Here is a 25,674-nt window from a genome sequence, read left to right on the forward strand (position 1 = left end):
CATATGTACGAAACGACAAAATGCGTATATTTTTCATTTTTTTAACAAAATATTTATTTTATGTGATTCATCTACTGTAGCTAACATAATAGATTCGACTTCTGTACTCTCCTCTAGAAATTCTCTCGCCCACGCTTCTGTTTTTCCTAATAATGCAAGAACATCTTTCTGTATCCTCCCATCCTTTACTAATACAAAAGAAACTGGAGATTTTTTTCCCGCCACTTTAAGATCAAGCCGCGAAACTGCTTCATATTCTGGATACCGAAATATAGAAACGACACCGTTTGCTTCCCATAATGCTAATTTAATCGTTTGAATATCGCTCACATTTCGCATACGAAGTTCCGAAAACAAATATTCCAAGGTAATTCTCGCCTTTTTCAAATTGCTAAAATTAATGGAACCATTGTGTATAAGAATAATAGGTGTAGGCTCTAAAAAACGTCTCCATCTATCCCATTTCAGCATTAAAACTGAGCTTATAATATGAAGTACAACAAGTATGAACGTTGTAATCATCGATCCCAGTAACCCTACTTTTTCATCAGACAATGCGTTAGAAATATTCCCACCAAGCAATAACACTAATACAACATCTAAAAAACGAAGTTGTGCGATAGACCTTTGCCCCATCGCTTTCGCAACTAATATTAAAAATATGTATGCTATAATAGCCCGAATAACCCATTCACTATTAGAAAGATGTCGTGCTCCTTCAAAAATATGCATATGCATCACTTTGCACTCCTTACCCGTCTCAAACTGCTATCCTGTTTTAGTTTGCAACGTTTATGAGCATATATGTAAAAAAGCTGGTTCGTTTAAAAACGAACCAGCTTTTTTTACTTAACTGAAAACATATATTTTTTATACGTTTTCCGTACCGATAATATGAGCCCCATCATAATCATATTTGAGAATAAGGAACTTCCCCCATACGATAAGAAAGGTAATGCAATACCTTTTACAGGCATTAATCCAACGATCATACCGATGTTTTGGAATATTTGAACTGTTAATATACCGATTGATCCAGCGCATAATAATGTACCAAATAAATTATCAGCGGAATAACCAATAATAATTGTTCGATATAGTAGTAATAGGAACAAGAAGACAACTAAGGCTGCTACGATAAATCCACCTTCTTCGGCAATTGTAGCGAAAATAAAGTCAGTATGCTTCTCTGGAATATAGACGCTTCCTCCCCCAAACCCTTTACCTTCCATTCCTCCACTACCTACAGCTAAAATCGATTGCTGTGTTTGATAACCTTGATCTGCATTTTCAAATGGATTTAACCAACCTACAATACGCGACTGTTGGTGAGGCTTTAGTAAAGTAACTAAATTATTATAGAAAAAGTCTTGATACTTAAAGAAAATAAATATTAAAGCAGATAATATGGTCAACGGAATAACTGTACATAATGCTATCAATTTCTTTTGAATACCTGACATAAATAAAATACATGCAATAGCAGCAGCATATAAGAACACCATACCTGTATCAGGTTGACTATATACAACCGCCATAGGTGGAAGTGACACTAGCATAATTTTACCTACTAGCTTTAAATCTGTTTGGAATGTCCTTGCCATATACTGTGCATTATGTTTCACTGCTATACTCGCTACTACAAGTAGCAATGCAATTTTGAAAAACTCAGACGGCTGAATTTGCCCAAATACTGGGAAAACAAACCATCTTTTTGCACCTAATTTTTCAGGTGTAAAACCTGATGGTGGTAATACTTTCAAAAGAATAAGTGAAGCAAATCCAGCAATATAAAGCGGCCAAGATAATTTTTGCAATTGATCTAAGTCGATGCTTGCAACAAGAAGTAACAATACAACCCCAATTATGTAGTTAACACCTTGTTTCATAGCAAAGTTTGCAGCTCCATACTGTCCCGTTTGCTGACTGCTATATATAGCAGCTATACTCGTCACACATAGTGCACACAAAATTAAAATTAATTTTACATCTAAACTTTTTAGAAACTCGGTACTTCTTTTCATGACATCCTCCTGAAACATTGTTACGGCAAAAATAAAAAACCAGGAGTCAACATTCTTCATGTTTTGACGACTGATTACACATTATCTATAAAACACTTATATAGAATAACTCTCTTTTTCATACAATACAATATATTATACTACAGTTTCATCAGTAAGATTTGCCAAAAAAATTATTCTTTTCTTATTTTATATCCATATACCATATATCAGCAATGTATTTTCGTAAATTCCTAATACATAATCGTTTATTGTAAGATTACTGGGAAAGATATTTATACATATAGTAGGATGTAGATGAAGAAATAAGATAATAAAAAGCTCGCATAAGCGAGCTTTTTATTAATATACAGATGTATTATTTTCTGACATGTTTTCTAAAATTTCTTTAACACGTCCTAAGAACTTACCACAAATTAAACCATCAAGTACTCGGTGATCAAGTGATAAACATAAGTTAACCATATCACGAGCACCGAACATACCGTTATCCATAATTACTGGGCGTTTTACAATTGATTCAACTTGTAAAATAGCCGCTTGTGGGTAATTAATAATACCCATAGATTGAACAGAACCGAATGATCCTGTGTTATTAATTGTAAATGTTCCACCTTGCATTTCGTCTGCTTTTAACGATTTCGTACGTACTTTTCCTGCAAGTTCTGTAATTTCACGAGCGATACCTTTAATTGTTTTCTCGTCCGCTTGCTTAATTACTGGTACAAATAGTTCTTCCTCTGTTGCAACAGCGATAGAAAGGTTAATATCTTTCTTCTGAACAATTTTATCGCCAGCCCACATTGAATTAATTTGAGGATACTCTTTTAACGCTTGTGCTACTGCTTTTACGAAGAAAGCAAAGAACGTTAAGTTAAAGCCTTCACGCTTCTTAAAGTCACCTTTAATTGAGTTACGGTATGACACAAGGTTTGTCACATCTACTTCAATCATCATCCAAGCATGTGGTGCTTCGTGTTTACTACGTAACATGTTTGCTGCGATTGCTTTACGCACACCTGTTACTGGAATTTCGATATCTCCAGGCATTGTAGGTACAGAAACTGATTTCGCAGCTTCTACTTTTTGCGCTACTGGTGCTGCTTTTGGTGCTTCTGGGCGAGCTTCTACTACTGCCGCTACAGCTTCCTCTTTCTTCGCCGCACCTGCTTGTGGGATATTTCCAGATTCCACTAGCTTTAAAATATCTTTACGAGTGATACGGCCGTTTGCTCCCGTACCTTCTACTAGATCTAAATCAACGTTATGCTCACCCGCAAGCTTTAACACAGCTGGTGAAAAACGTGGTTTTCCATCAGTTGGTTGTTTTACTTTCGGTGCTTTTTCAGACGTAGCTACTTCTGCCTTTGATTCTTCTTTAGTTTTTTCCTCAACAGCTGTTGCTGCTACTTCATCTGCGCCTTCTACTTGAATAACACAAACTACTTCACCTACAGCTAACGTATCACCTTCACCAGCGATTAACTCTTTCACAACACCCGTGAAAGAAGATGGTACTTCAGCATTTACTTTATCAGTCATTACTTCTGCAAGCGGATCATACTTATTTACGTGATCGCCAACATTAACGAGCCATTTACTAATTGTGCCCTCTGTAACGCTCTCCCCGAGCTGAGGCATTGTAATATTTTCTACAGCCATGTATAGTCCCCCCGATTAAAATTCCGCAAGTTCACGCATTGCTTTTTCAACTTTATCTGGATTTACCATAAAGAATTTTTCCATTGTTGGTGCATATGGCATTGCTGGAACGTCTGGACCTGCAAGACGTGCGATTGGCGCATCTAAATCAAATAGACAGTTTTCAGCGATAATTGCTGCCACTTCACTCATAATGCTTCCTTCTTTATTGTCTTCTGTTACAAGAAGAACTTTACCTGTTTTAGAAGCTGCTTCAATGATTGCTTCTTTATCTAATGGATATACAGTACGTAAATCAAGAATGTGTGCAGAGATGCCATCTTGTGCTAACTTTTCAGCCGCTTGAAGAGCAAAATGAACACATAATCCGTACGTGATAACTGTAATATCATCACCTTCACGTTTTACATCTGCTTTTCCGATTGGTAATACGTAGTCATCCTCTGGTACTTCACCTTTAATTAAACGATATGCACGTTTATGTTCGAAGAATAATACTGGATCTTCATCACGAATGGCTGCTTTTAATAAGCCTTTTGCATCATATGGTGTAGAAGGGATAACGATTTTTAAACCTGGTTGGTTTGCAAACATCGCTTCTACAGATTGTGAATGATACAATGCACCGTGAACCCCCCCGCCAAATGGTGCACGGATTGTAACTGGACAAGTCCAATCATTATTAGAACGATAACGAATTTTTGCCGCCTCAGAAACAATTTGGTTTACTGCTGGCATGATGAAATCAGCAAACTGCATTTCAGCGATTGGACGCATACCATACATTGCTGCACCAATTGCTACCCCAGCAATTGCAGATTCTGCAAGCGGTGCATCAAGCGCACGATCTTCACCAAATTGATCATACAAACCGTGTGTCGCTTTAAACACGCCACCTTTTTTACCAACATCTTCTCCTAAAACGAATACTTTCTCATCGCGTTCCATTTCTTCGCGCATTGCTAATGTAATAGCATCAATATAAGACATTACAGCCATGAAACGTTCCCCCCTATTCTGCGTATACGTGCTTCAATGCATCTTCAGGTGCTGCATACGGAGCATTTTCTGCATATTCTGTTGCTTCATTTACGATATGCATAATTTCGTCTAACATTTGTTTTTCGGATTCCTCAGTTAACACACCAGCTTCTTTTAAATAAGCTGCGAATGTTATAATTGAATCTTTTTTCTTTGCTTCTTCTACTTCTTCTTTATCACGATAAACACGATCATCATCGTCACTAGAATGTGCTGTTAAACGATATGATACTGTTTCAATTAAAGTTGGTCCTTCACCACGACGACCGCGATCTGCTGCTTCTTTTACAGCTTTATATACTGCAAGTGGATCGTTTCCGTCTATTGTATATCCAGGCATACCGTAACCAATCGCACGATCTGATACGTTTTTACATGCTAATTGTTTTTCAACTGGAATAGAGATTGCATATTTGTTATTTTCACACATAAAAATAACAGGTAGTTTGTGTACACCAGCAAAGTTTGCCCCTTCATGGAAGTCACCTTGGTTTGAAGAGCCTTCTCCAAATGTAACGAACGTTACTAAATCTTTCTTCTCCATTTTTCCAGCTAGTGCAATACCAACTGCATGTGGTACTTGTGTTGTTACTGGAGATGAACCTGTAACAATACGATTTTTCTTTTGACCGAAGTGACCAGGCATTTGACGACCACCAGAGTTTGGATCTCCAGCTTTCGCAAAAGCAGACAACATAAGCTCTTTAGCTGTCATACCAAATGCTAGTACAACACCCATATCACGGTAGTATGGTAATGCATAATCTTTCTCTCTATCAAGAGCGAACGCCGCTCCAACTTGTGCAGCCTCTTGTCCTTGACAAGAAATTACGAATGGAATTTTACCAGCGCGGTTTAATAACCACATACGTTCGTCAATTTTACGTGCAAGTAACATCGTACGGAACATTTCTAATACTTGCTCATCACTTAAGCCAAGCTCTTCATGGCGCTTTTCTTTTACTTCTGCCATTTTTCATAACCTCCTAAATCCACATTTTTATGCGTGTAACGCTCTTCCATCTACAGCAAGTGCTGCTTCACCAATCGCCTCAGATAATGATGGATGCGGATGAATTGTATGTGCTACTTCCCAAGGTGTTGCATCAAGTACTCTTGCAAGACCCGCTTCAGAAATCATATCTGTTACATGTGGTCCAATCATATGAACACCAAGAATGTCATTTGTCTCTTCATCAACTACAAGTTTTACGAAACCATCTGATTCTCCGTATACAAGTGCTTTTCCGATTGCGCGGAATGAGAACTTACCTACTTTTAACTTATAGCCTTTTTCTTTCGCTTCTTGTTCTGTTAAACCGACAGAAGCAACTTCTGGACTGCTATATACGCATTTTGATACCATAGAGTAATCAATTGGTGTAACTTCTTTCCCTGCAATATGTTCTACTGCAGCAATTCCTTCATGAGAAGCAACGTGAGCAAGTTGCAGGCCACCGATTACATCTCCAATTGCGTAAATATGCGATTCTTTCGTTTGATAAAACTCATTTGTTTGAATGTATCCTTTTTCCACAACGATATCTGTGTTCTCTAAGCCAATATTTTGCGTATTCGCTTGTCTTCCTACAGATACAAGCATTTTTTCTGCTTTAAATTCTTTATTTTCACCGTTGTGTTCAGCTTGGATTGTTACTCCATTATCTTTTACCAATGTTTCTGGTAATACTTTTGCACCAGTTACCACTTTAATACCTTTTTTCTTGAATAGACGTTGCATTTCTTTTGAAATGTCTTGATCTTCTAGTGGTAATATTGTTTTTGCATACTCTAATACTGTAACTTCTACACCGAAGTCAGCAAGCATAGATGCCCACTCAATACCGATTACACCGCCACCAACGATAATAATCGAACTAGGAAGCGTTTCCATTTTTAGGGCATGATCTGAAGACATTACGTACTCTCCGTCTAATTCTAAACCTGGTAATGAATTTGGACGAGAACCTGTTGCAATAAGTACATTTTTTGGAATTAACATTTCATTCTCTTCTCCACTTGCAAGTTCAACTGAAATTGTCCCTGGCATCGGAGAGAAAATAGATGGGCCAAGAATACGGCCAATACCTTCAAACACATCAATTTTACCTTGTTTCATTAAGTGTTGAACGCCTTTATGAAGCTGCGTTACAATCTTCTCTTTACGCTCTTGTACTTTCGCAAAGTTTAGTTCTACATTGCTTGCAATAACTCCGAACTCTTCGCTTTTTTTAGCAGTTGCATATACTTCCGCACTACGTAAAAGAGCTTTACTAGGGATACATCCTTTGTGTAAACAAGTACCACCAAGATTTTCTTTTTCGACTAGTGCAGTTTTTAACCCTAGTTGTGATGCACGAATTGCAGCAACATATCCACCAGTACCGCCGCCAACGATGACTAAATCATATTCTTTTGCCATTATCTCAACCCCTAGCTACCGTTTCTTTTTCACGTACAACATATTCTTTTGGAGCTTCTTCTTCACGTAATACACGAAGTGCTCCTTCTGCTAACGCTTCTAACTCATCTTCGCCTGGATGTACGATAACATCTGCAATCCAGTCCACTCGCTCTTTTATTTCATCGACAAGAATTTTACTGTATGCCAGTCCACCAGTTAATACGATTGCATCGATTTTCCCGTGAAGTACAGCGCTAGCTCCGCCAATCTCTTTTGCAACTTGATATGCCATTGCTTTATAAATAAGAGTTGCTTCAGGATCACCTTTTTCAACCATTTTCTCTACTTTAATCGCATCATTTGTACCGATTAAACTTACAAGTCCACCTTGTCCGACAAGCTTTTTAATCATTTCATCTCGGTAATACTCACCAGAGAAACACATTTCTACTAGTTGCCCTACTGGTACTGTACCAGCACGCTCTGGACTAAATGGTCCTTCTCCGTTTAAACCGTTATTCACATCGATTACTCTTCCTTTTTTATGAGCACCAACTGTAATACCACCGCCCATATGTGTAACTAATAAATTTAAATCCTCATATTTGTGGTTTAACTGTTCGGCTACTTTACGAGCAACTGCTTTTTGATTTAATGCATGGAAGATACTTTTACGTTCCATACCAGCAATACCACTTATACGAGCAACTGGCTCCATCTCATCTACAACGACAGGATCCACAATAAATGCAGGAATGTTTAATCCAGAAGCAATTTCATATGCTAAAATGCCTCCAAGGTTTGAAGCGTGATGACCGCTAAACCCATTTTTTAAATCTTCTAACATCGCATCGTTTACTGTATACGTACCGCCTTCGATTGGACGAAGTAATCCACCACGTCCACAAACAGCGTTTAATTTTGAAATGTTAATACCATGAGAATGTAGAACTTCTAAAATCGTTTCTTTTCGAAACTCATATTGGTCGATAATTCGCTTGTATTTCCCAATCTGTTCTACGTCATGACGAATCGTTTCTTCTAAAACGGGTCTTTCATTATCAAAAACACCAATTTTTGTGGATGTACTACCTGGGTTAATAACAAGAATTCGATTTACAGACAATGTTGCTACCTCCACTAATAAATTCAAAAGGAAGTGGAAACCTCATAAGAGGTAACCACGCCTTTTGTAAAAGTTATATATGAATGATTAGCGACGGCTAATAATATCGTGACCGTTGCGTAAGTAAGTGCTACGAGAATTTTTCAAGCTTGCAATGCGCTCTTCAGCTAGACGATCTGCCGCTACATAAGTTGCTATGCCATCGCGTTTTGAAATTTCGATTACTTTTGCAATTGTGTCATAAATAGACTCAACACGTTTTAGTGCACGTTCTCTATTGTATCCATATAATTCGTCTGCTACGTTAATTACGCCACCTGCATTAATTACATAATCTGGTGCGTATACAATACCCATTTCATGAATGATGTCACCGTGACGATTTTCTTTTAATTGGTTATTTGCAGAACCTGCGATTACTTTTGCTTTAAGTTGTGGAATAGTTTCATCATTAACTGTTGCGCCTAATGCACATGGTGCGTAAATATCGCATTCAACACCGTAAATTTCATTTGGTTCAACTGCTGATGCACCGAATTCTTCTACAGCACGTTGTACAGCTTCTTTATTAATATCTGTAACGATTAATTTTGCTCCTTCAGCGTGTAAATGTTTGCATAGGTGATATGCTACGTTACCAACGCCTTGAACAGCAATTACTTTTCCTTCTAAATTGTCAGTACCGAAAGCTTCTTTTGCAGCTGCTTTCATACCACGGTAAACACCGTATGCAGTTACTGGAGATGGGTTACCAGAAGAACCGAATGATGGTGAGATACCTGTTACAAAGTCAGTTTCTTCATGGATAATATCCATATCATCTACTGTTGTACCAACATCTTCAGCTGTAATGTAACGTCCGTTTAGTCCTTGGATATAACGTCCTAGTGCACGGAACATTGCTTCGCTCTTATCTTTACGAGGATCACCGATAATTACTGTTTTCGCACCACCTAAGTTTAAACCAGCTGCTGCGTTTTTGTATGTCATCCCTTTTGCAAGACGCAATGCATCTTCAATCGCCGCTTCTTCAGAATCATATGTCCACATTCTTGTTCCACCAAGAGCCGGTCCAAGTGTTGTATCATGAATTGCAATAATTGCTTTTAAACCAGATTCTTTATCTTGACAAAATACTACTTGCTCATAATCATATTTTTCTAAGTATTCGAAGATTTCTAATGTCATTGTCGTTTCCCCCTAATGTTTTACCCTTTTTGGTTTATTTTGAAGCAGTCGCAACTGCCAATGCTAATGAATATACTTTTGTTTCTGCTGAATCAGCACGAGATGTTAAAACAATCGGTGCTTTTGCGCCAGCAATCATTGCTCCTACTTTTGCATCCGCAAAGTATACGAGTGATTTATATAGCACATTTCCAGCTTCAATCGTTGGGACGAGTAAAATATCTGCCTTACCTGCTACATCACTTACTATGCCTTTATGCTCTGCTGCAATTTGTGATACTGCATTATCTAAAGCAAGTGGTCCATCAACGATACAATCTTTAATTTGTCCGCGGCGATTCATTTGTGTTAACATCGCTGCATCAATTGTCGCCTGCATCGCTGGATTCACAACTTCTACTGCTGCGATTGGTGCCACTTTGGGCAAGTCGATTCCTATTGCCTGGGCAACTTCTACAGTATTTTGTATAATAGCAGCTTTTTGTGTTACGTCAGGTGCGATGTTCATCGCTGCATCTGTAACGAAAATAAGACGGTCGTAATTTTGAACTTCAAATGCTGCTACATGTGAAAGTACGCTACCTTTACGTAGGCCCCACTCTTTGTTTAACACAGCCTTCAAAATATTCGCTGTTGGGATGTTCCCCTTCATAAGCACATCTGCTTCACCATTTCTCACAGCTTTAACAGAAAGTTCTGCAGCTTCAGCACTAGACATTGCTGCAATCACTTCAACATGTTCTGAAGTTTGTAAACCATGTTCTTGTAGCATCCCCATTATTTTTTCTTGATTTCCATATAGACGAAATTGAGCTAGCTGTAATTTAATTGCTTTCGCTACAGCTTCAATTACTTCATGATCTTCAGCTACTGCTACAGCCACAGTTTTTTTAGGCTTTCCTGCTGCTTGATCAATTAAGTATTCTAACTTCATATTTTGTAATCAACCCTTTCCGTCGTCCCTCGTCTATTTATAAAGCAAATACCGTGCCAACTTTTAAAAGTGGTCTTACCAATAATGAAAACGCATTCAAAATGCAGTAAAATCAATACTTTGGAAAATAACGAAAGATTCTGTCTTATTTTGTCGCTTTTTGTATACCATGCAATAAATTGCACGGTACGCAATTTATTGCATGCTATTTTTTGCATGGTCATACTTTTCTAGCTTGTAATATAAATTTCGAACGGAAATTCCTAACGCTTTTGCAGTTTGTGTTTTATTCCCCTCAAATCTCTCCAAATATTCATAAATAATATTCCCTTCAAACTCTGTCACTAAATGTTCAAGTGGCTTTTCTTCTAATTCAGGTAATAAATGAGATTGCTTTGACTCCACCTGCTCTTCGTTATGTAATGGCGGTAAATGGTGTACATCAATATAGGTCTCGTTATAATTCATAAAGATAATAGCTCTCCCCAAAATATTTTCAAGTTCCCTCACATTTCCTGGCCATTCGTATGATTGTAAATATAAAACAGCTGGATCAGTGAGCCCTTCTACATTACGACCGTAATCTTGATTAATTTTTTGAATCAATCTGTCCGCAATTGTCGGTATATCTCCTTTACGTTGACGAAGAGATGGAATTTGAATTGGAATTTTATTTAATCGATAATATAAATCCTCCCTAAACTTCCCTTCTAGAATAGCCTTTTCTAAATTCACATGTGTCGCTGCAATTACTCGAACATTAATAGGTATCGCTTTCGTTCCACCAACTTTTACAATTTCTTTTTCCTGCAATACACGAAGGAGTTTCGCTTGTGTATTTGCAGACAACTCCCCTATTTCATCTAAAAAAATACTACCGTTATTCGCTTCCTCAAAGAACCCACGTTTCCCGCCTCTTTTCGCTCCAGAAAACGCCCCTTCCTCATAACCAAATAATTCACTTTCTAACAACGTCTCCGAAATGGCCGCACAGTTTACACGGACGAACTTATTGTATTTTCGATTACTTCCATTATGGATTGCATGTGCAAACAATTCTTTACCAGTCCCAGATTCCCCGCGTAACAGTACTGTTGCTGGTGTATTCGCTCCTAGCTTCGCCTGTTCGATAGCTGCCGTTGTTTCATCTGAATTTCCGACAATATCATCAAATGAATATTTCGCTTCTAATGTACGAATAATTTGCCTTGCTCTATTCAATTCATTTGTTAATTTTTGAATTTCCGACACGTCACGGATAACACCGACGCTTCCTTTCAATATTCCATCCACAATAACTGGTGCTACGTTTACAATTACATCTCTCTTTTTTTGCCCAATCTTCATATGTATTCCGCGCACCGCACGACGCGTTCGAAGTACTTTCATATGCATACTTTCGCCTTCTACAATATCAGTTGTAGCAGGCTTCCCAATAATATCTTCTTCTGTTAAACCCGTTAATTTCGTATATGCTGGGTTAATGACTAAACCTCTTCCTTTTTCATCCACAACCGAAATCGCTTCTTCAGATGAGTTAATAATTGCCTCTAATAGTGTTTGAATTTCTTTTAAGTCTGTAACTTCTTCCGCAAGATCTACAACTTCTGTTATATCTTTAAAAATTGCAAATGCCCCTTGTACCTCTCCTCCTTCTTTTAATATTGGAATACGCGTTGTAATAATTTTCTTTCCATTCTCTAATGTCAGTTCATAATTTACTTCTATTTGTTTCGTACGTATAATGCGAAGTAATTTACTAGTTGGAATGACTTCTAAAATATACTTTCCTATCGCCTCTTCTTTTTTATATCCGATAATACGCTCTGCACTTTTATTAAAAAGACGAACTTGTCCCTCTCGATCAATTACAATCATGCCGTCATGTGTAGAATTTAAAATTAATTCTCCTTGTTGCGTCTGTTCCTCTAACCGCCCAATTAGCCCTTCCTTCTCATGCGCTAATCCTGTAACAATTTTTGCGATATCACCTGGTATAAGAAGAGTGTCTTTTTTCTTTTTTTCTGATAAAACTTTATGTACATCATCTTCACCTGTCATATCAAATATTACATCGATATGCATAGAAAGAAATGGAGTTACACTTTCTCCAATTGCAATCCCGTATTCCTTAGCAATTTGTAGTCCTTTTGCCAACGGATTTATATCAATAATCCCTATAATTTGAAATATATTCGAACTTTGTAACAGATTCAGCAGCGCGCTCCCGCCTTCACCTGCACCAACAATTAATACTTTTTGTTTCATATATTACACTTCCTCTCGAAGTAACTCTGCAAATTTTTTCACACCCTTATCTTACTCGTTCAGCACCCTCTTGACAAACCCCCTTTCCGTATAACATCATTAAAATATACGAAATAATCTGAAAAGGAGCGTTATGTATGCAGCGTTACGTTGCTCTACTATTAGCACTCATCCCTATTTCATTAGCTGTGTTTGGTATAAAGTTAATGAGAGATACTGTATTCGGGATTCTATTTCCACCAATTTCCATACTGTGGTTACAATTTTTAATCGGCGCTCTCTGCTTCGCGCTAGGGTTTTATATCTTTGGTGGCTTCGTCTTGCACCGAGATCGCAAACGAAATAAAGTACAAGCTCGCTTTAGAAGATAGGAATGCCCCACTATTTATAAATAAAAAAATGAGACCGTTACACGCGGTCTCATTTTTTTATTGGCAATAACGTTCTTGCCGTTTCAGGGTAATCAGTAATAATCGCCGATATATTCATATCAAAATATTTACGCATAAGCGTTTCTTCATTAATTGTATAAGGGCGAACTTCTACACCACTTTCCATCGTTAGTTCGGCAATAGCATCTTGAAGATAACGATAATTCGGATGTACTGCTGTAGCCCCCATTTTTTTCGCGTATGCCCACGGACTATGCAAACCTTCGCGATATAAAATTGCTGTTTGAATATCAGGAGCCATCATATGGCACCGTTTCATACTGTAGTGATTAAACGAAGAAAATATAACACGATCCTCTAGACTAAATTTCCGTACAAGCGTTATAACTTCTTCCTCTAAACCTCTGTATGGAATTTTATTATTTTTAAGTTCAATATTAAGTAGCAAACTCGTTTGTTCAAGCCATTCTAATACCTCTTCTAAAAGTGGTATTTTACAAAAACCTACTTTATCACCAAATTTATAACTTGCATCTAACTTGCATAAGTCCTCATATACATAATTGCAAACCGCACCTTTTCCATTTGTTGTCCGGTCCACCGTTTCATCGTGAATGACGACAACTTTTCCATCTTTCGTTAATTGAACATCAAGTTCAATTCCATCCGCTCTAAAAGACTCAGCTGCTTCAAATGAAATCATTGTATTTTCTGGGTACGTTCCAGCCGCACCACGATGTGCAAATATAAGAGTCATCCTCACTCCCCCAATCTTATGCTATACTATACGAAAAAGGAGGTACTTCTATGAGACCATTACAAATCTCTCCAGATACTGCAGTCCGCTTATCAAAAGCACTAGGTGTTCCACTTGAACAACTCATGCATATGCCGCAGCACATTTTAATTCAAAAACTAGTTGAATTAGAAAAACAAAATAAAGACGAAGAATAATACAGTCCTGTTTTGCAGGACTTTTTATTATTTTCTATTATATCACGGATGCCTTTCCTACTAAAATCCTTTAACAGATGTACTACGATGTGATTTAGCCGTTCCTTCATCATTTAATAATGAATCACATCTTTTCTTTTTTGTTACACGTCATAAAGAAAGCAGACCATTTATTTATAAGTCCCCATTGCGTCCTAAAAACACGATCATAAAAAAACTAGAAGCCCTTTATATTGTTTTTTATTGAACGTGCGGAGCATCCCCTGATTCGTATAGTTCTTTCGCTTTTTCCTCCCCGAATGTAGTTAAAATATAATGTTGCTCTTCTAACGCATCCATTGCTCTAGTTGCTTTACAAACGCTATCTTCTTGAGCATCCGAGAAATAATTGTGATCTTCTACAATTTTACTAAAATCTTTTTTCGCCCATCTATCAGCAATTGCTAAAAGTTCATTTTTCTTCGCAAAGCTACTCTTATTTATAATTTCTTTTAATTTTTTAGCATTACTTTGAATCATTGGGATAGAGCCCGATTTTCGTTCTGCCACCACTTTTTGATGAGTCATGCGATGCATCGCTGTAATGACTTCGCTTTCAGTAGAATTTTCAGTAACATACACATCAACAAAGACCCCATCTACCTCTCTACCTACTATTGTTTGGTCTTCTTTTTTATCTATTTGAGCGCTCACTTCTTTATCTACGGGATTATCTGCAAGTTCTAACATTCCAAATGTAACTGCAATAGCAAGAACTCCCATAGCTGCTACTATTCCTAGCCAAGTTGAAATTTTATTTTCCATTCCCCTTCTCCCTATCTATATCTATTTTATTACCTTATAAAAAACCCACTTACATGTAATATTACTAAAAATAGGTTTTATTTTCCATACTATCAAATAATCTCTTTTTCTCAACAAAATAAAAAGACCAACGAATTATAACATTCATTGGTCTTTAAATAAAAAGTTCATTGGTTTTAAATTTGATATCGAGTATCAATTTCAAGAATTATTAAGCTTTACTAAAGCTTAAATCCCTTACTACTTTTACTCTCAACTAGCTTTATGTTCAAGTCTCAGCTTATCCGCAACCATTGCGATAAACTCAGAATTCGTAGGTTTTGCTTTTGACATGGATACTGTATAACCGAATAAGGACGAAATAGAATCAATATTCCCACGGCTCCAAGCTACTTCAATTGCGTGACGAATTGCGCGCTCCACACGGCTTGCTGTTGTATTATATTTCTTTGCGATATCTGGATACAATACTTTCGTAATCGATCCTAATAATTCGATATCATTGTATACCATGGAGATTGCTTCTCGTAAATACATATATCCTTTAATATGAGCGGGTACACCAATTTCATGAATGATACTCGTAATACTCGCATCTAAGTTTTTCGGTTTTCCATCTACTGTTGTGGCTGATCGGAATGATGGTAGTGGACGCTTAATCATAGTGTTTGCTTTACCACTCACTTGACGAATATGACTCGTTAAATTCTCCATATCAAATGGTTTTAATATGAAATATGAGGCACCTAAGTCAACTGCTTTTTTCGTCACATCTTCTTGGCCAAATGCTGTCAACATAATTACGCTAGGCTGTTTTAACCTTTCAATATGTCGCATTTTCTCCAATACAGCTAAACCATCTAAGTGTGGCATAATAATGTCTAAAACGAGTACATCAGGTTGCTTATCTGTTAATAAGTTTAAACACTCTTGACCATTATAAGCAGTACCGATTACTTCCATATCATCTTGAGCGGCTACATAGCTCTCTAACATTGATACTAGTTCTTTATTATCATCCACAAGACATACTTTAATTTTCTCCACAGCTTTTCCTCCCTTACCGAATCGATTCTCCGACATGTGTATCCTTCTAGGCTACATGAATTGTTCGACAATTGTGTGAAAATTCCCTTTTAAAGTTTCTTACTTTCCGATAAAATCACAAAAAAATATGTTTATCGTTCATTTATTCCCTTTCGCAACACATTCCATCATAGAAATACAACGAAACGTTCAACCCTTTCCTTTTATTTTACAACAAAAAACACCTCTTGCGGAGCTTTTACAAAATTCCAACGAATTTTTCAACAGAAAAAGCGAGCTAATAATATATATTAGCTCGCTTTTTTCTCTTGATCATAAATATTAATTCCAGCTTGATGTAACATCCATTCAATATGAACACCATATCCTGATGTTGGATCATTTACAAATACATGTGTAACAGCACCAATTACTTTTCCATTTTGTACAATTGGACTTCCGCTCATTCCTTGTACGATACCGCCCGTTTTCGCTAATAGACGTTTATCTGTTACTTTTATTACCATACCCTTTGTGGCTGGGAATTTTTGCTGCACTGTACTAACAACTTCAATATCAAACGCTTCTACTTTATCTTGATCAATAACTGTTAATATTTTTGCCGGTCCTTCTTTTACTTGATGAGATAATGCGATAGGCATTGCTTTATCCATTATACCGTTTTTCATATTCGTATTTAATTTTCCAAAAATACCATATGGACTATTAATTGTAATATTGCCAATCACTTCACGGTCTGGTGAGAATCTTGCTAATTTCTCCCCTGGATTCCCATGACTACCTCTTTCAATTGATGTAACTGTCGAGCGCATAATTTGTCCATCTTCGACTTGAATCGGCTTTTTCGTATCATTATCAGAAATAACATGACCAAGTGCCCCATATTTCATAGAATCTGGATGAACAAATGTCATCGTTCCAATTCCAGCTGCCGAATCACGGATATACAAGCCAATTCGATAAGACGATTCACCGTTGTCTTTTTGTGGAGTTAGCTTCGTACGAATATATTTTCCATCTCTTAACAATACAAGATTAAGCGGTTCACCTGTTTCTCCACTATTATGAATAAACGGTGCTACATCACTCATTCTTTCAATTGTTTTACCATTAATTTCAGTAATCATATCTCCAATTTGTACACCTGCTGTTTCACCAGGAGATATTTTACCTTTTTCAGTTTGAATTAAATGATGGCCTACAACAAGTACACCTTTTGTATTTAATTTCACACCAATTGATTGTCCACCTGGAATCACTTTAAAATCTTTTAACACTTTCACATTTACTTTTTTCACTGGAAAACCAGCAAGCTGAAATACCATATCAGCTTCACCATTTTGATGAGAATTTACCATAAGTCCTTGTTTTTGTTCATTCGAACTCACTGTAAATACATGACGATTTGTGGATGAAGCTTTGAAAACTGGTAATGATGATATTTCTGATTGTTGTCCTTCAAAAACAACAAGTTGTTTCGGTGATGAAATAAACGTTCGAAGCGGTTTAAAACATCCAATAAAAACTAAAGAAACAAGGAGACAAAGACCTATTATTTTTCGAAATTTTTCTAATTTCAACTTGTTCACTCTCCTCGCTCCTACCCCACATTCAGCCTCTTGGCTTCACTTTTTAATCTCTCCTTGCAGTGCTTTATTTATAACCGGAAGAATTAAGAAATCGTCATTTGAGAAAAAAAGCTATCCATTACTGGATAGCCTCTGCTGTCTGTTTAAAATGATGCGCTTGCGTAAGTAATTCTTTCGCATGCTCTGTCGTTAAATCTGTGATTTCCACACCAGAAATCATTCGAGCTATTTCTGTTACTTTATCCTCCATAGTTAAAACAGTAACTGATGTAATTGTCCGATCATTCGCTACTTGTTTTCGAATAAATAAATGTGAATCTGCCATTGAAGCTACTTGAGGTAAGTGCGTAATACAAAGTACTTGCGAGTTTACTGATACTCGATAAATTTTTTCCGCAATAGCCTGTGCGACCCGGCCACTTACACCCGTATCCACTTCATCAAAAATAACAGATGCAACCCCTTGATGCTTAGAAAAAATGCTTTTTAAAGCTAAAATGATACGAGATAACTCTCCGCCAGAAGCAACCTTTGAAAGTGGTTTTAGCGGCTCTCCTGGGTTCGTTGAAATATAAAATTCCACATGATCGTAACCATCCGCCGTAAGTCTTACCGGCGCACCTTCCACAAGGGGCTCTTCTGCATTTCCTTCTCTCTTCATAATTCTCACTTCAAATTTCGTTTTTTCCATATATAATTCTTTTAATTCCTGATGAATTGCATTTGTAAGGTGTTCTGCAAGCTCATGACGCATATTACTTAACAACGTTGCTTCTTTCATAATAACACTTTCTAATTCCTTCAACTGTTTCTTCGTCGTTTCAATATGAACGTCTTTATTTTCAATCGTAAAAATTTCCTGTTCAATTTTATCAGCATACGCTAAAATCTCTTCTACATTATTTCCATATTTTCTCTTTAGCATACGAATTTCATTCAAACGTGTTTCAATTTCATCTAAACGATTTGGATCATATTCCATCATATCGAGCTTTTCCCTCAGTTGATAGGCAACCTCTTCTAATAAGTAATAGCTATTTGCAATTGAATCATGATTCTCTTGATACACTTCATCTAAATGTGTAATACTTTCCATTTGCCCCATTGCACTTCTTACATTATCTAATCCTTGTCCGTCGGCACTTAAAGAACGATATGCATCACCTAACGCTTTATAAATCTTTTCAAAATTAGAAATTTGCAATCGTTCCTCAGTTAATTCATTTTCTTCATCCATCTTTAAATCCGCCTTGCGAATTTCCTCGTGCTGAAATTGAATTAAATCTAAGCGATGTGCCATTTGTTGCTCATTTTCACTTAACGATTTCAATTGTTTTTTTAATTTTTCATAGTCAGCGTATACGTTTTGATATATGTCTAATTGTTTAACGATTCGATCCCCATCAAAGTGATCAAGCATAAACAGATGTCGTTCTTCATTCATTAAATCTTGCGTTTCGTGCTGTCCATGAATATCAACAAGTGTTTTCCCAATTTCTTTTAATATGCTAAGTGTAACAAGCTTCCCATTTACACGACATACACTCTTCCCGTTCGCAGCAATATCACGCTTTAAAATAATCATACCATCTTCTATTTCTATATCTAACTCTTCTGCCTTTTCAATACATGGATGCTTCTCATCTTCAACATAAAATAGCCCTTCAATCTCAGCCTTTTCTGTTCCATATCGAACAAATTCTGCTGACCCACGGCCACCTACAAGTAAACTAATTGCATCAATAATAATCGATTTTCCGGCCCCTGTTTCACCGCTTAAAACCGTTAAACCTTTTTGAAAAGAAATATTTAATGCTTCAATAATAGCAAAGTTTCTAATCGATAATTCCGATAACAATGCCCCATTCACCTCGTTATAAAATAATCCCTTACTAAAGGATTTTCTCAGTTCTTCATTCAAATAATCATGCTATATATTTGTATGTATATACTCTTCTAACCCGCTTCATTGTACCAAACATTTGTTTTACGGGTCAATCCATCTATTTTTTAACTTTATGCAAACAAAATATTATATTACAATTGAAAATTCATATTTTTAACCAATAAAAATATCTTGTTCACTTTCCACTTTACGATGGAAAGCAAACAAGATTTTTTGTTACAACATATTTAAGAAACGATCAGAGACAACACCTGTATCGTCAGGTGTACGGCAAATAATTAAGCAAGTATCATCACCACAGATGGTTCCGATGATCTCATCCCACTCTAAATGATCAATAAGTGCTCCAAGTGAATGAGCGTTACCAGGCAATGTTTTTAGCACAAGCATATGTCCTGCCGTGTCTAATTTTACAAATGAATCCACTAGATTTCGTTTTAATTTTTGTAACGGGTTAAATCGTTGATCTGCTGGCAAGCTATATTTATAGCGCCCATCATGTAATGGCACCTTCACTAAGTGCAGTTCTTTAATATCGCGCGATACTGTTGCTTGCGTTACATTAAATCCCTCATTACGTAAAATATCAACTAATTCATCTTGTGTTTCAATTTCTTTGTTTGCAATAATTTCCCTGATTTTAATATGGCGCTGACCTTTATTCATACATTTGCACCTCACACTATCTCTTACCATAGTTTAAACATTGGTATACTTCACTTATTTATGTTAACTTATAATTCGTTTCTTGTACACAATTGTTTTTACAATCATTATACAATTACAGCAAAAAGAGGAACAACATATGTTATTCCCCTTTCCCTTTTTGTTTTAGAACGTCATGCGCTTCTGTAACAACTTGCTCTATAGAAATCGGAGAATGATTTTCGCCATTCTCACGTTCACCATGCCATTTCAGATGAATTAAAAATTCAATATTACCATCCCCACCCGTAATTGGTGAGAATGTTAAACCTTCCACATCATAGCCTTCTTTTAAAGCAAACTCGACAATCATTTCTACAACAGCTTCATGTACTTTTCTATCACGAACGATACCTTTTTTCCCAACTTGCTCTCTTCCAGCTTCAAACTGCGGTTTAATTAACGCTGCTACATCTCCGTTAGGCATAAGCATTGTTTTTAAAACTGGCAGTATAAGCTTTAATGATATAAATGAAACATCAATACTTGCAAATTGAGGTAAACCACGTTCTAAGTCTGCTGGTGTCACGTAACGGAAGTTTGTTCGTTCCATTACAACAACACGCTCATCTTGACGTAATTTCCACGCTAGTTGATTGTATCCTACATCTAATGCATAAGATAATTTCGCTCCATTTTGAAGCGCGCAATCTGTAAAGCCACCAGTTGATGAACCAATATCTATCATAACTTTATCTTGTAAATCAAGATGAAATGTCTCTAATGCCTTTTCAAGTTTATAACCACCACGACTTACATACGGCATAACTTGTCCCTTCACCGTAATCTCAGTATCTTGCGAGATTTTCTCTCCTGGCTTATCAAGTCTCATCTCATTTGCATATACGAGTCCGGCCATAATGGCGCGCTTTGCTTTCTCACGCGTTTCTATAAGTCCTCGCTCTACTAATAGTACATCTACTCTTTCTTTTTTTACGCTCATTTGTTACGCCCTTTTTTGTTTTGATGGAATCATTGTATGAATACGGTCTACAACAGCATCTGTCGTTAAACCAATTTCTTCTAATAATTTTGTTACACTTCCGTGCTCTATGAAGCGGTCTGGAATACCCATTCGTTCAACTAATGCACTATGGTAACCATTTTCAGATGCAAATTCAACTACTCCTGTTCCAAAACCACCGATTAAACAAGCTTCTTCAATCGTTAAAATCGGTATATTCTTTCCTAGAAGATCATGTAAATATGCTTCATCCATTGGTTTAATAAAGCGAGCATTCACTACTTTCACTGAAACCCCAGCTTTTTCAAGACGCTCAGCTGCTTCCATTGCCATTGGTATTGTCGTACCAAATGTTAAAATAGCTGCTTGTGTACCCTCTTTTAACGTCTCCCACGTACCGATTGGAATCGCCTTTAATTCTTTATCCATATGAACGCCAAGTCCATTACCGCGAGCATAACGCAATGCGATTGGTCCATCTTCATATTGCATCGCCGTATAAACTAAATGTTGCCCTTCATTTTCATCTTTCGGCATCATAAGCACCATATTCGGCAAGTGACGTAAGAATGAGATATCAAATACGCCTTGATGCGTTTCACCATCTGCTCCTACTAATCCCGAGCGATCTATTCCGATGAAAACATTTAAATTTTGGCGGCATATATCATGAACAACTTGGTCATATGCTCTTTGTAAAAACGTTGAATAAATCGCTAAGAATGGCTTCATTCCTTGCGTTGCCATACCTGCTGCCATTGTTGTAGCATGCTGTTCTGCAATACCTACATCAATCATACGATCTGGGAATTCTTTTTGGAATTTCTCAAGTTTTGATCCAACAGGCATTGCAGGTGTAATTGCTACGATACGCTCATCCGCTCTCGCTAGCTTAAGTACTGTTTCACTAACGACAGCACTCCATGCTGGTGCAACTTCTTTCGGCTTAACGAAGTCACCTGATTCAATTTTATAAGGTCCTGTTCCATGCCAAGTTCCAATAACGTCACTCTCAGCCGGTTTATAACCTTTTCCTTTTTTCGTAATAACGTGAACAAGCACTGGGCCTTTTGTTTTCTTTGCATATTGCAACGTTTCGAATAACTTTTCATAATCATGCCCATCGACTGGACCTAAATATGTAAAGCCTAACTCTTCGAAAAAGACACCAGATACTAGTAAATATTTAAGACTATCTTTTATTTTCTCTGCTGTCGCAGCCACTTTCCCGCCAACTGCTGGGATTTTCTTTAATATATACTCTAATTCATCTTTTACCCAGTGATATTTTCCTGCGGTACGTAAACGACCGAGCACATTATGAAGCGCACCAACGTTTGGTGCAATTGACATTTCATTATCATTCAAAATAACAATCATGTCTGTTTTTTCATGTCCAATATGGTTCAATGCCTCTAAAGCCATTCCGCCTGTTAAAGCACCATCTCCAATAATTGGTATAACATATTCTTTCGTTTTCTTTAAATCACGTGCCAGAGCCATTCCCATTGCAGCCGATAACGAAGTCGAGCTATGACCAGTTTCCCATACATCGTGCTCACTCTCGCAACGTTTCGGGAAACCACATAGACCTTGATATTGCCTTAATGTACCAAACTCTTTCGCACGTCCAGTTAAAATTTTATGTACATAGGATTGATGTCCTACATCCCATAAAAATTTATCTTGCGGGCTATCAAATAATTTGTGCAGAGCAATTGTGAGTTCTACTACACCTAAATTAGGTGCAATATGTCCACCTGTTTGAGAGAGCTCTTCAATTAAAAACTTACGAATATCCTCACTCAATCCCTCTAGTTCACTGATAGACATATCTTTCAAAAAACTAGGGTTTTGAATTTGCGTTAGATCCACATGGATCACTCACTTTCATTTCATAATCTGTCAACATGTCAAATATTATAAAAAACATTTACACAAAACAAGAAATTCTCTTTTCTATTTTTCGTCTTGTCCCGCTATTAACCAGTCTATTGCGCCCTAATCCTATTATAAACCATATTTCTTTAGGCGATGAAAAAAATAGCCGCTAACACGAAGTGATAACGGCAATGTAATCTACATATATTTTTGCCAATAACAAGAAAAGAAAAACCTTTTCCTACATTTATATCATAAAATGATGAATGACTCAACAAATGAAAACGCTGTTATATTAGTTATTACGTTTTGCAATCAAATCACAAATAGATAGTAAATATTCATCTTGTAATTGCAAGGAACTAATCGCACCTTTTGCTTCTGCAATTGTTTCTTCTAAAATATCCTTTGCTCTATCTACAGTAAACAACGTTGTATATGTGCTCTTTTCATTAGAAAGATCGCTACCAATCGGTTTTCCAATCTCTTCTTCAGTTCCTTCGACATCTAAAATATCATCTCGAATTTGGAAAGCTAGACCGATATATTTGGCAAACGTAAGCAACTTTTCTTCTTGCTCTTCTGTCGCATCAGAAAGTATCGCACCCGCAAGTACAGCAAATTCAAGCAGTTTTCCGGTCTTATGTTTATGGATGTACTCCAATTCATCAATCGTAAGGCGTTTCCCTTCAGCTTCCATATCTGCCACTTGTCCGCCAACCATTCCTTCTGGTCCTGCTGCTTTTGCAAGTTCAAGTACAAGTCTTACTTTTTTTTCGGCAGAAATTTCTTTTTGCTCATATGCCATAATAACTTGAAAAGCATACGTCAATAAGCCATCTCCTGCTAAAACTGCCATCGCTTCACCAAATACTTTGTGATTTGTGGGCTTTCCTCTTCTTAAATCATCATCATCCATACAAGGTAAATCATCATGAACTAATGAATATGTATGAATCATTTCAAGAGCACAAGCTGCACCTACTCCAAGATTTCTTTCTTTCCCAAACGCTTGTAATGTTGCAAACAAAAGTAACGGGCGGAGACGTTTTCCACCCGCTTCCAAAGAATATGCCATCGCTTCACGAAGTACATTTGGACATTGTAATTCATTTGCATAGCTTACAAGTTTTTCTTCTACGAAAGTTTTACTTTCTTTCAAAAAAGTATCAAAAGCAATCGTCACTATGCTTCATCTCCTAAAGCAGTAAACGGTTCAAGCTCTCCATCTTCCCCAAGAATAACTGCCATTTGTTCTTGTACATTCTTCAGCTTCTCATCACAAAGCTTAGATAATTCCATACCTTCTTTAAAATAAGAAATCGCTTCTTCTAAAGGTACGTCACCTTGTTCTAGCTTAGAAACAAGATGCTCAAGTTGCGAAATTGCCTCTTCAAAGCTTAATTTATTTTCCATTATTCAATTCACGCTCCTCTATGCCTGATACGCTACAATCTAGTATTCCATCTTGTAATTGAACTGAAACAGCATCTCCAAGGCTTACATCTTTCACACTTTTTAACACTTGCTTCTCTTCATCATATACAAGCCCGTACCCTCTCATCATTACTTTAAGCGGACTTAACGCTTCAAGTTTTTGAGCAGCTCTTACAAAGGCAAATTCTTTCGTTTGAAGTAACGTTTGCATTTCACGTTGTAATTGCTTTTGCAACGTTTCAACAGCTACCTTCGTTTGCATAATTTTTTGAGATGGGTGGTGCTTCTCTAAATAAAATGAAAGTTGCTTTAACTGATTCACCTTTTTATCAATATAGCGCTCTTTCGCTAAAACAAGCTGTTCTAGCGCTCTATCTAATTGCTCTTCCTTTTGCTCATATACTTGTCTTGGATAACGGAACGCATACGATTTTTGCAACACTTGTAGTTTTTCTTCTTTTTTATGTACTAACTCTCTCATTGCTCTTTGCAATCTCAGAGTTCTTTGTAATACCTTTTCTTGTAACTCTATAATGTTAGGTGCTGCCAGCTCAGCTGCTGCAGTCGGTGTTGGCGCGCGTAAATCTGCAACAAAATCTGCGATTGTAAAATCCGTTTCATGGCCTACTGCCGAAATAATAGGAATTTCACTCTTAAAGATTGCTCTTGCAACCATTTCCTCATTGAAAGCCCATAATTCCTCAATAGAACCTCCACCACGACCAACGATTAGTACATCTATCTCTCCCATTTCATTCGCTGTACGAATCGCTTGTACAATCGAGGGAGCCGCTGGCTCCCCTTGTACAAGTACCGGAAATACAATAACATTCCCAATTGGATAACGACGTTTAATCGTTGTTATAATATCACGAATCGCTGCTCCTGTTGGCGACGTAATCACACCTATTGTTTTAGCGTAAGGAGGAATCGCTTTTTTATAAACTTGAGAAAAAAGTCCTTCTTCTTCTAAACGAACTTTTAACTGTTCGTACGCTAAATGTAAATTCCCGACTCCGTCAGGCTGCATGTCTTGAATATAAATTTGATAAGAACCACTCGCCTCGTAAACAGAGATTTTCCCTTTCACGAGTACCTTCATCCCATTTTCAGGTTTGAATTTAATATTACGATTATGGCCCGCAAACATAACCGCTGCGATTCTTGCATTTTCATCTTTCAATGTAAAATACATGTGGCCACGGCTATGATTTTTAAAGTTGGAAATTTCACCTTTTAACCAAACAGACTGCAAATGCGGATCATATTCTATTTTTGTTTTTATATAGCGTGTTAACGCTGTAACGGTTAAATATTGCTTCTCCATTTCTCTCTCCTCATAGCCGAC

General features: G+C 37.0%; 23 protein-coding genes. 2 read left to right on the forward strand and 21 right to left on the reverse strand.

What is annotated here, in order from left to right:
- Positions 1–33: 33 nt before the first annotated feature.
- From N2V80_RS20805 to N2V80_RS20850, 10 genes are all read right to left on the reverse strand, one after another.
- Positions 34–738: a DUF421 domain-containing protein gene (locus tag N2V80_RS20805; protein WP_061654460.1), complete on the reverse strand. Its 705-nt coding sequence runs from the start codon at positions 736–738 to the stop codon at positions 34–36.
- Between the two features lie 107 nt (positions 739–845).
- On the reverse strand, positions 846–2,024 hold the full coding sequence (locus N2V80_RS20810) for an FtsW/RodA/SpoVE family cell cycle protein (RefSeq protein WP_000831181.1): 1,179 nt from the start codon (positions 2,022–2,024) through the stop codon (positions 846–848).
- A gap of 342 nt (positions 2,025–2,366) precedes the next feature.
- Positions 2,367–3,686, reverse strand: a complete 1,320-nt coding sequence (locus N2V80_RS20815) for a dihydrolipoamide acetyltransferase family protein (protein WP_061654461.1) — start codon at positions 3,684–3,686, stop codon at positions 2,367–2,369.
- Positions 3,687–3,701: 15 nt separating this feature from the next.
- Entirely contained in the window at positions 3,702–4,685 is a 984-nt protein-coding gene (bfmBAB, locus tag N2V80_RS20820; protein ID WP_000290071.1) for a 3-methyl-2-oxobutanoate dehydrogenase subunit beta, read from the reverse strand.
- A 13-nt stretch (positions 4,686–4,698) separates the two neighbouring features.
- Positions 4,699–5,700 carry a 3-methyl-2-oxobutanoate dehydrogenase subunit alpha gene (gene bfmBAA / locus N2V80_RS20825; protein ID WP_000852551.1) on the reverse strand — a complete coding sequence of 334 codons (1,002 nt, stop codon included), beginning with the start codon at positions 5,698–5,700 and terminating at the stop codon, positions 4,699–4,701.
- Between the two features lie 27 nt (positions 5,701–5,727).
- Complete coding sequence (gene lpdA / locus N2V80_RS20830) at positions 5,728–7,149, reverse strand: dihydrolipoyl dehydrogenase (RefSeq protein WP_061654463.1); 1,422 nt, start codon at positions 7,147–7,149, stop codon at positions 5,728–5,730.
- A gap of 4 nt (positions 7,150–7,153) precedes the next feature.
- A complete protein-coding gene (buk, locus tag N2V80_RS20835) occupies positions 7,154–8,257 on the reverse strand; it encodes a butyrate kinase (protein WP_000115780.1) in 1,104 nt (367 codons plus the stop codon).
- Between the two features lie 87 nt (positions 8,258–8,344).
- On the reverse strand, positions 8,345–9,445 hold the full coding sequence (locus tag N2V80_RS20840) for a leucine dehydrogenase (protein WP_000171357.1): 1,101 nt from the start codon (positions 9,443–9,445) through the stop codon (positions 8,345–8,347).
- Positions 9,446–9,479: 34 nt separating this feature from the next.
- Positions 9,480–10,379, reverse strand: a complete 900-nt coding sequence (yqiS, locus tag N2V80_RS20845) for a phosphate butyryltransferase (RefSeq protein WP_000764670.1) — start codon at positions 10,377–10,379, stop codon at positions 9,480–9,482.
- A 195-nt stretch (positions 10,380–10,574) separates the two neighbouring features.
- Positions 10,575–12,647, reverse strand: coding sequence for a sigma-54 interaction domain-containing protein (locus N2V80_RS20850; protein WP_061654465.1), 2,073 nt, complete (start codon positions 12,645–12,647; stop codon positions 10,575–10,577).
- Between the two features lie 137 nt (positions 12,648–12,784).
- Between N2V80_RS20850 and N2V80_RS20855 the strand changes: the two genes are divergently transcribed.
- Entirely contained in the window at positions 12,785–13,018 is a 234-nt protein-coding gene (locus N2V80_RS20855) for a DUF2627 domain-containing protein (protein WP_001190210.1), read from the forward strand.
- A gap of 49 nt (positions 13,019–13,067) precedes the next feature.
- Here N2V80_RS20855 and N2V80_RS20860 read toward each other — a convergent pair whose 3' ends face one another.
- Complete coding sequence (locus N2V80_RS20860; RefSeq protein ID WP_061654467.1) at positions 13,068–13,796, reverse strand: glycerophosphodiester phosphodiesterase; 729 nt, start codon at positions 13,794–13,796, stop codon at positions 13,068–13,070.
- 50 nt (positions 13,797–13,846) lie between these two features.
- Between N2V80_RS20860 and N2V80_RS20865 the strand changes: the two genes are divergently transcribed.
- Entirely contained in the window at positions 13,847–13,993 is a 147-nt protein-coding gene (locus N2V80_RS20865; protein ID WP_001247671.1) for a YycC family protein, read from the forward strand.
- 240 nt (positions 13,994–14,233) lie between these two features.
- Here N2V80_RS20865 and N2V80_RS20870 read toward each other — a convergent pair whose 3' ends face one another.
- The 10 genes from N2V80_RS20870 to xseA all read right to left on the reverse strand — a co-directional run bounded on the left by N2V80_RS20870 (position 14,234) and on the right by xseA (position 25,653).
- Positions 14,234–14,797: a PRK06770 family protein gene (locus N2V80_RS20870; protein WP_000428227.1), complete on the reverse strand. Its 564-nt coding sequence runs from the start codon at positions 14,795–14,797 to the stop codon at positions 14,234–14,236.
- A 252-nt stretch (positions 14,798–15,049) separates the two neighbouring features.
- Positions 15,050–15,844, reverse strand: a complete 795-nt coding sequence (gene spo0A, locus N2V80_RS20875; protein ID WP_021727703.1) for a sporulation transcription factor Spo0A — start codon at positions 15,842–15,844, stop codon at positions 15,050–15,052.
- A gap of 290 nt (positions 15,845–16,134) precedes the next feature.
- Positions 16,135–17,433 carry a SpoIVB peptidase gene (spoIVB, locus tag N2V80_RS20880; RefSeq protein WP_002000940.1) on the reverse strand — a complete coding sequence of 433 codons (1,299 nt, stop codon included), beginning with the start codon at positions 17,431–17,433 and terminating at the stop codon, positions 16,135–16,137.
- A gap of 118 nt (positions 17,434–17,551) precedes the next feature.
- Positions 17,552–19,291, reverse strand: coding sequence for a DNA repair protein RecN (gene recN, locus N2V80_RS20885; RefSeq protein WP_000947765.1), 1,740 nt, complete (start codon positions 19,289–19,291; stop codon positions 17,552–17,554).
- 264 nt (positions 19,292–19,555) lie between these two features.
- Complete coding sequence (gene argR, locus N2V80_RS20890; RefSeq protein ID WP_001032580.1) at positions 19,556–20,005, reverse strand: arginine repressor ArgR; 450 nt, start codon at positions 20,003–20,005, stop codon at positions 19,556–19,558.
- 142 nt (positions 20,006–20,147) lie between these two features.
- Positions 20,148–20,987 carry a TlyA family RNA methyltransferase gene (locus N2V80_RS20895; RefSeq protein WP_000111874.1) on the reverse strand — a complete coding sequence of 280 codons (840 nt, stop codon included), beginning with the start codon at positions 20,985–20,987 and terminating at the stop codon, positions 20,148–20,150.
- A 3-nt stretch (positions 20,988–20,990) separates the two neighbouring features.
- Positions 20,991–22,883, reverse strand: coding sequence for a 1-deoxy-D-xylulose-5-phosphate synthase (gene dxs / locus N2V80_RS20900; protein ID WP_000366454.1), 1,893 nt, complete (start codon positions 22,881–22,883; stop codon positions 20,991–20,993).
- Positions 22,884–23,184: 301 nt separating this feature from the next.
- Complete coding sequence (ispA, locus tag N2V80_RS20905; protein ID WP_000150374.1) at positions 23,185–24,075, reverse strand: (2E,6E)-farnesyl diphosphate synthase; 891 nt, start codon at positions 24,073–24,075, stop codon at positions 23,185–23,187.
- Positions 24,075–24,305, reverse strand: a complete 231-nt coding sequence (gene xseB / locus N2V80_RS20910; RefSeq protein ID WP_000428423.1) for an exodeoxyribonuclease VII small subunit — start codon at positions 24,303–24,305, stop codon at positions 24,075–24,077. Before xseB ends, ispA begins: the two co-directional genes overlap by 1 nt.
- On the reverse strand, positions 24,295–25,653 hold the full coding sequence (xseA, locus tag N2V80_RS20915; RefSeq protein WP_061654469.1) for an exodeoxyribonuclease VII large subunit: 1,359 nt from the start codon (positions 25,651–25,653) through the stop codon (positions 24,295–24,297). Before xseA ends, xseB begins: the two co-directional genes overlap by 11 nt.
- Between the last annotated feature and the right edge of the window lie 21 nt (positions 25,654–25,674).

The sequence above is a fragment of the Bacillus sp. FSL W8-0640 genome (assembly GCF_038007725.1).
Lineage (GTDB): Bacteria > Bacillota > Bacilli > Bacillales > Bacillaceae_G > Bacillus_A > Bacillus_A cereus.

Coding starts and splice junctions, on each gene's coding strand:
- N2V80_RS20865 (WP_001247671.1), top strand. CDS start 13,847: ATGAGACCATTACAAATCTCTCCAGATACTGCAGTCCGCTTATCAAAA.
- N2V80_RS20850 (WP_061654465.1), bottom strand. CDS start 12,647: ATGAAACAAAAAGTATTAATTGTTGGTGCAGGTGAAGGCGGGAGCGCG.
- yqiS (WP_000764670.1), bottom strand. CDS start 10,379: ATGAAGTTAGAATACTTAATTGATCAAGCAGCAGGAAAGCCTAAAAAA.
- N2V80_RS20860 (WP_061654467.1), bottom strand. CDS start 13,796: ATGACTCTTATATTTGCACATCGTGGTGCGGCTGGAACGTACCCAGAA.
- lpdA (WP_061654463.1), bottom strand. CDS start 7,149: ATGGCAAAAGAATATGATTTAGTCATCGTTGGCGGCGGTACTGGTGGA.
- xseB (WP_000428423.1), bottom strand. CDS start 24,305: ATGGAAAATAAATTAAGCTTTGAAGAGGCAATTTCGCAACTTGAGCAT.
- N2V80_RS20840 (WP_000171357.1), bottom strand. CDS start 9,445: ATGACATTAGAAATCTTCGAATACTTAGAAAAATATGATTATGAGCAA.
- N2V80_RS20805 (WP_061654460.1), bottom strand. CDS start 738: ATGCATATGCATATTTTTGAAGGAGCACGACATCTTTCTAATAGTGAA.
- N2V80_RS20855 (WP_001190210.1), top strand. CDS start 12,785: ATGCAGCGTTACGTTGCTCTACTATTAGCACTCATCCCTATTTCATTA.
- N2V80_RS20815 (WP_061654461.1), bottom strand. CDS start 3,686: ATGGCTGTAGAAAATATTACAATGCCTCAGCTCGGGGAGAGCGTTACA.
- bfmBAB (WP_000290071.1), bottom strand. CDS start 4,685: ATGGCTGTAATGTCTTATATTGATGCTATTACATTAGCAATGCGCGAA.
- xseA (WP_061654469.1), bottom strand. CDS start 25,653: ATGGAGAAGCAATATTTAACCGTTACAGCGTTAACACGCTATATAAAA.
- bfmBAA (WP_000852551.1), bottom strand. CDS start 5,700: ATGGCAGAAGTAAAAGAAAAGCGCCATGAAGAGCTTGGCTTAAGTGAT.
- argR (WP_001032580.1), bottom strand. CDS start 20,005: ATGAATAAAGGTCAGCGCCATATTAAAATCAGGGAAATTATTGCAAAC.
- N2V80_RS20895 (WP_000111874.1), bottom strand. CDS start 20,987: ATGAGCGTAAAAAAAGAAAGAGTAGATGTACTATTAGTAGAGCGAGGA.
- N2V80_RS20870 (WP_000428227.1), bottom strand. CDS start 14,797: ATGGAAAATAAAATTTCAACTTGGCTAGGAATAGTAGCAGCTATGGGA.
- N2V80_RS20810 (WP_000831181.1), bottom strand. CDS start 2,024: ATGAAAAGAAGTACCGAGTTTCTAAAAAGTTTAGATGTAAAATTAATT.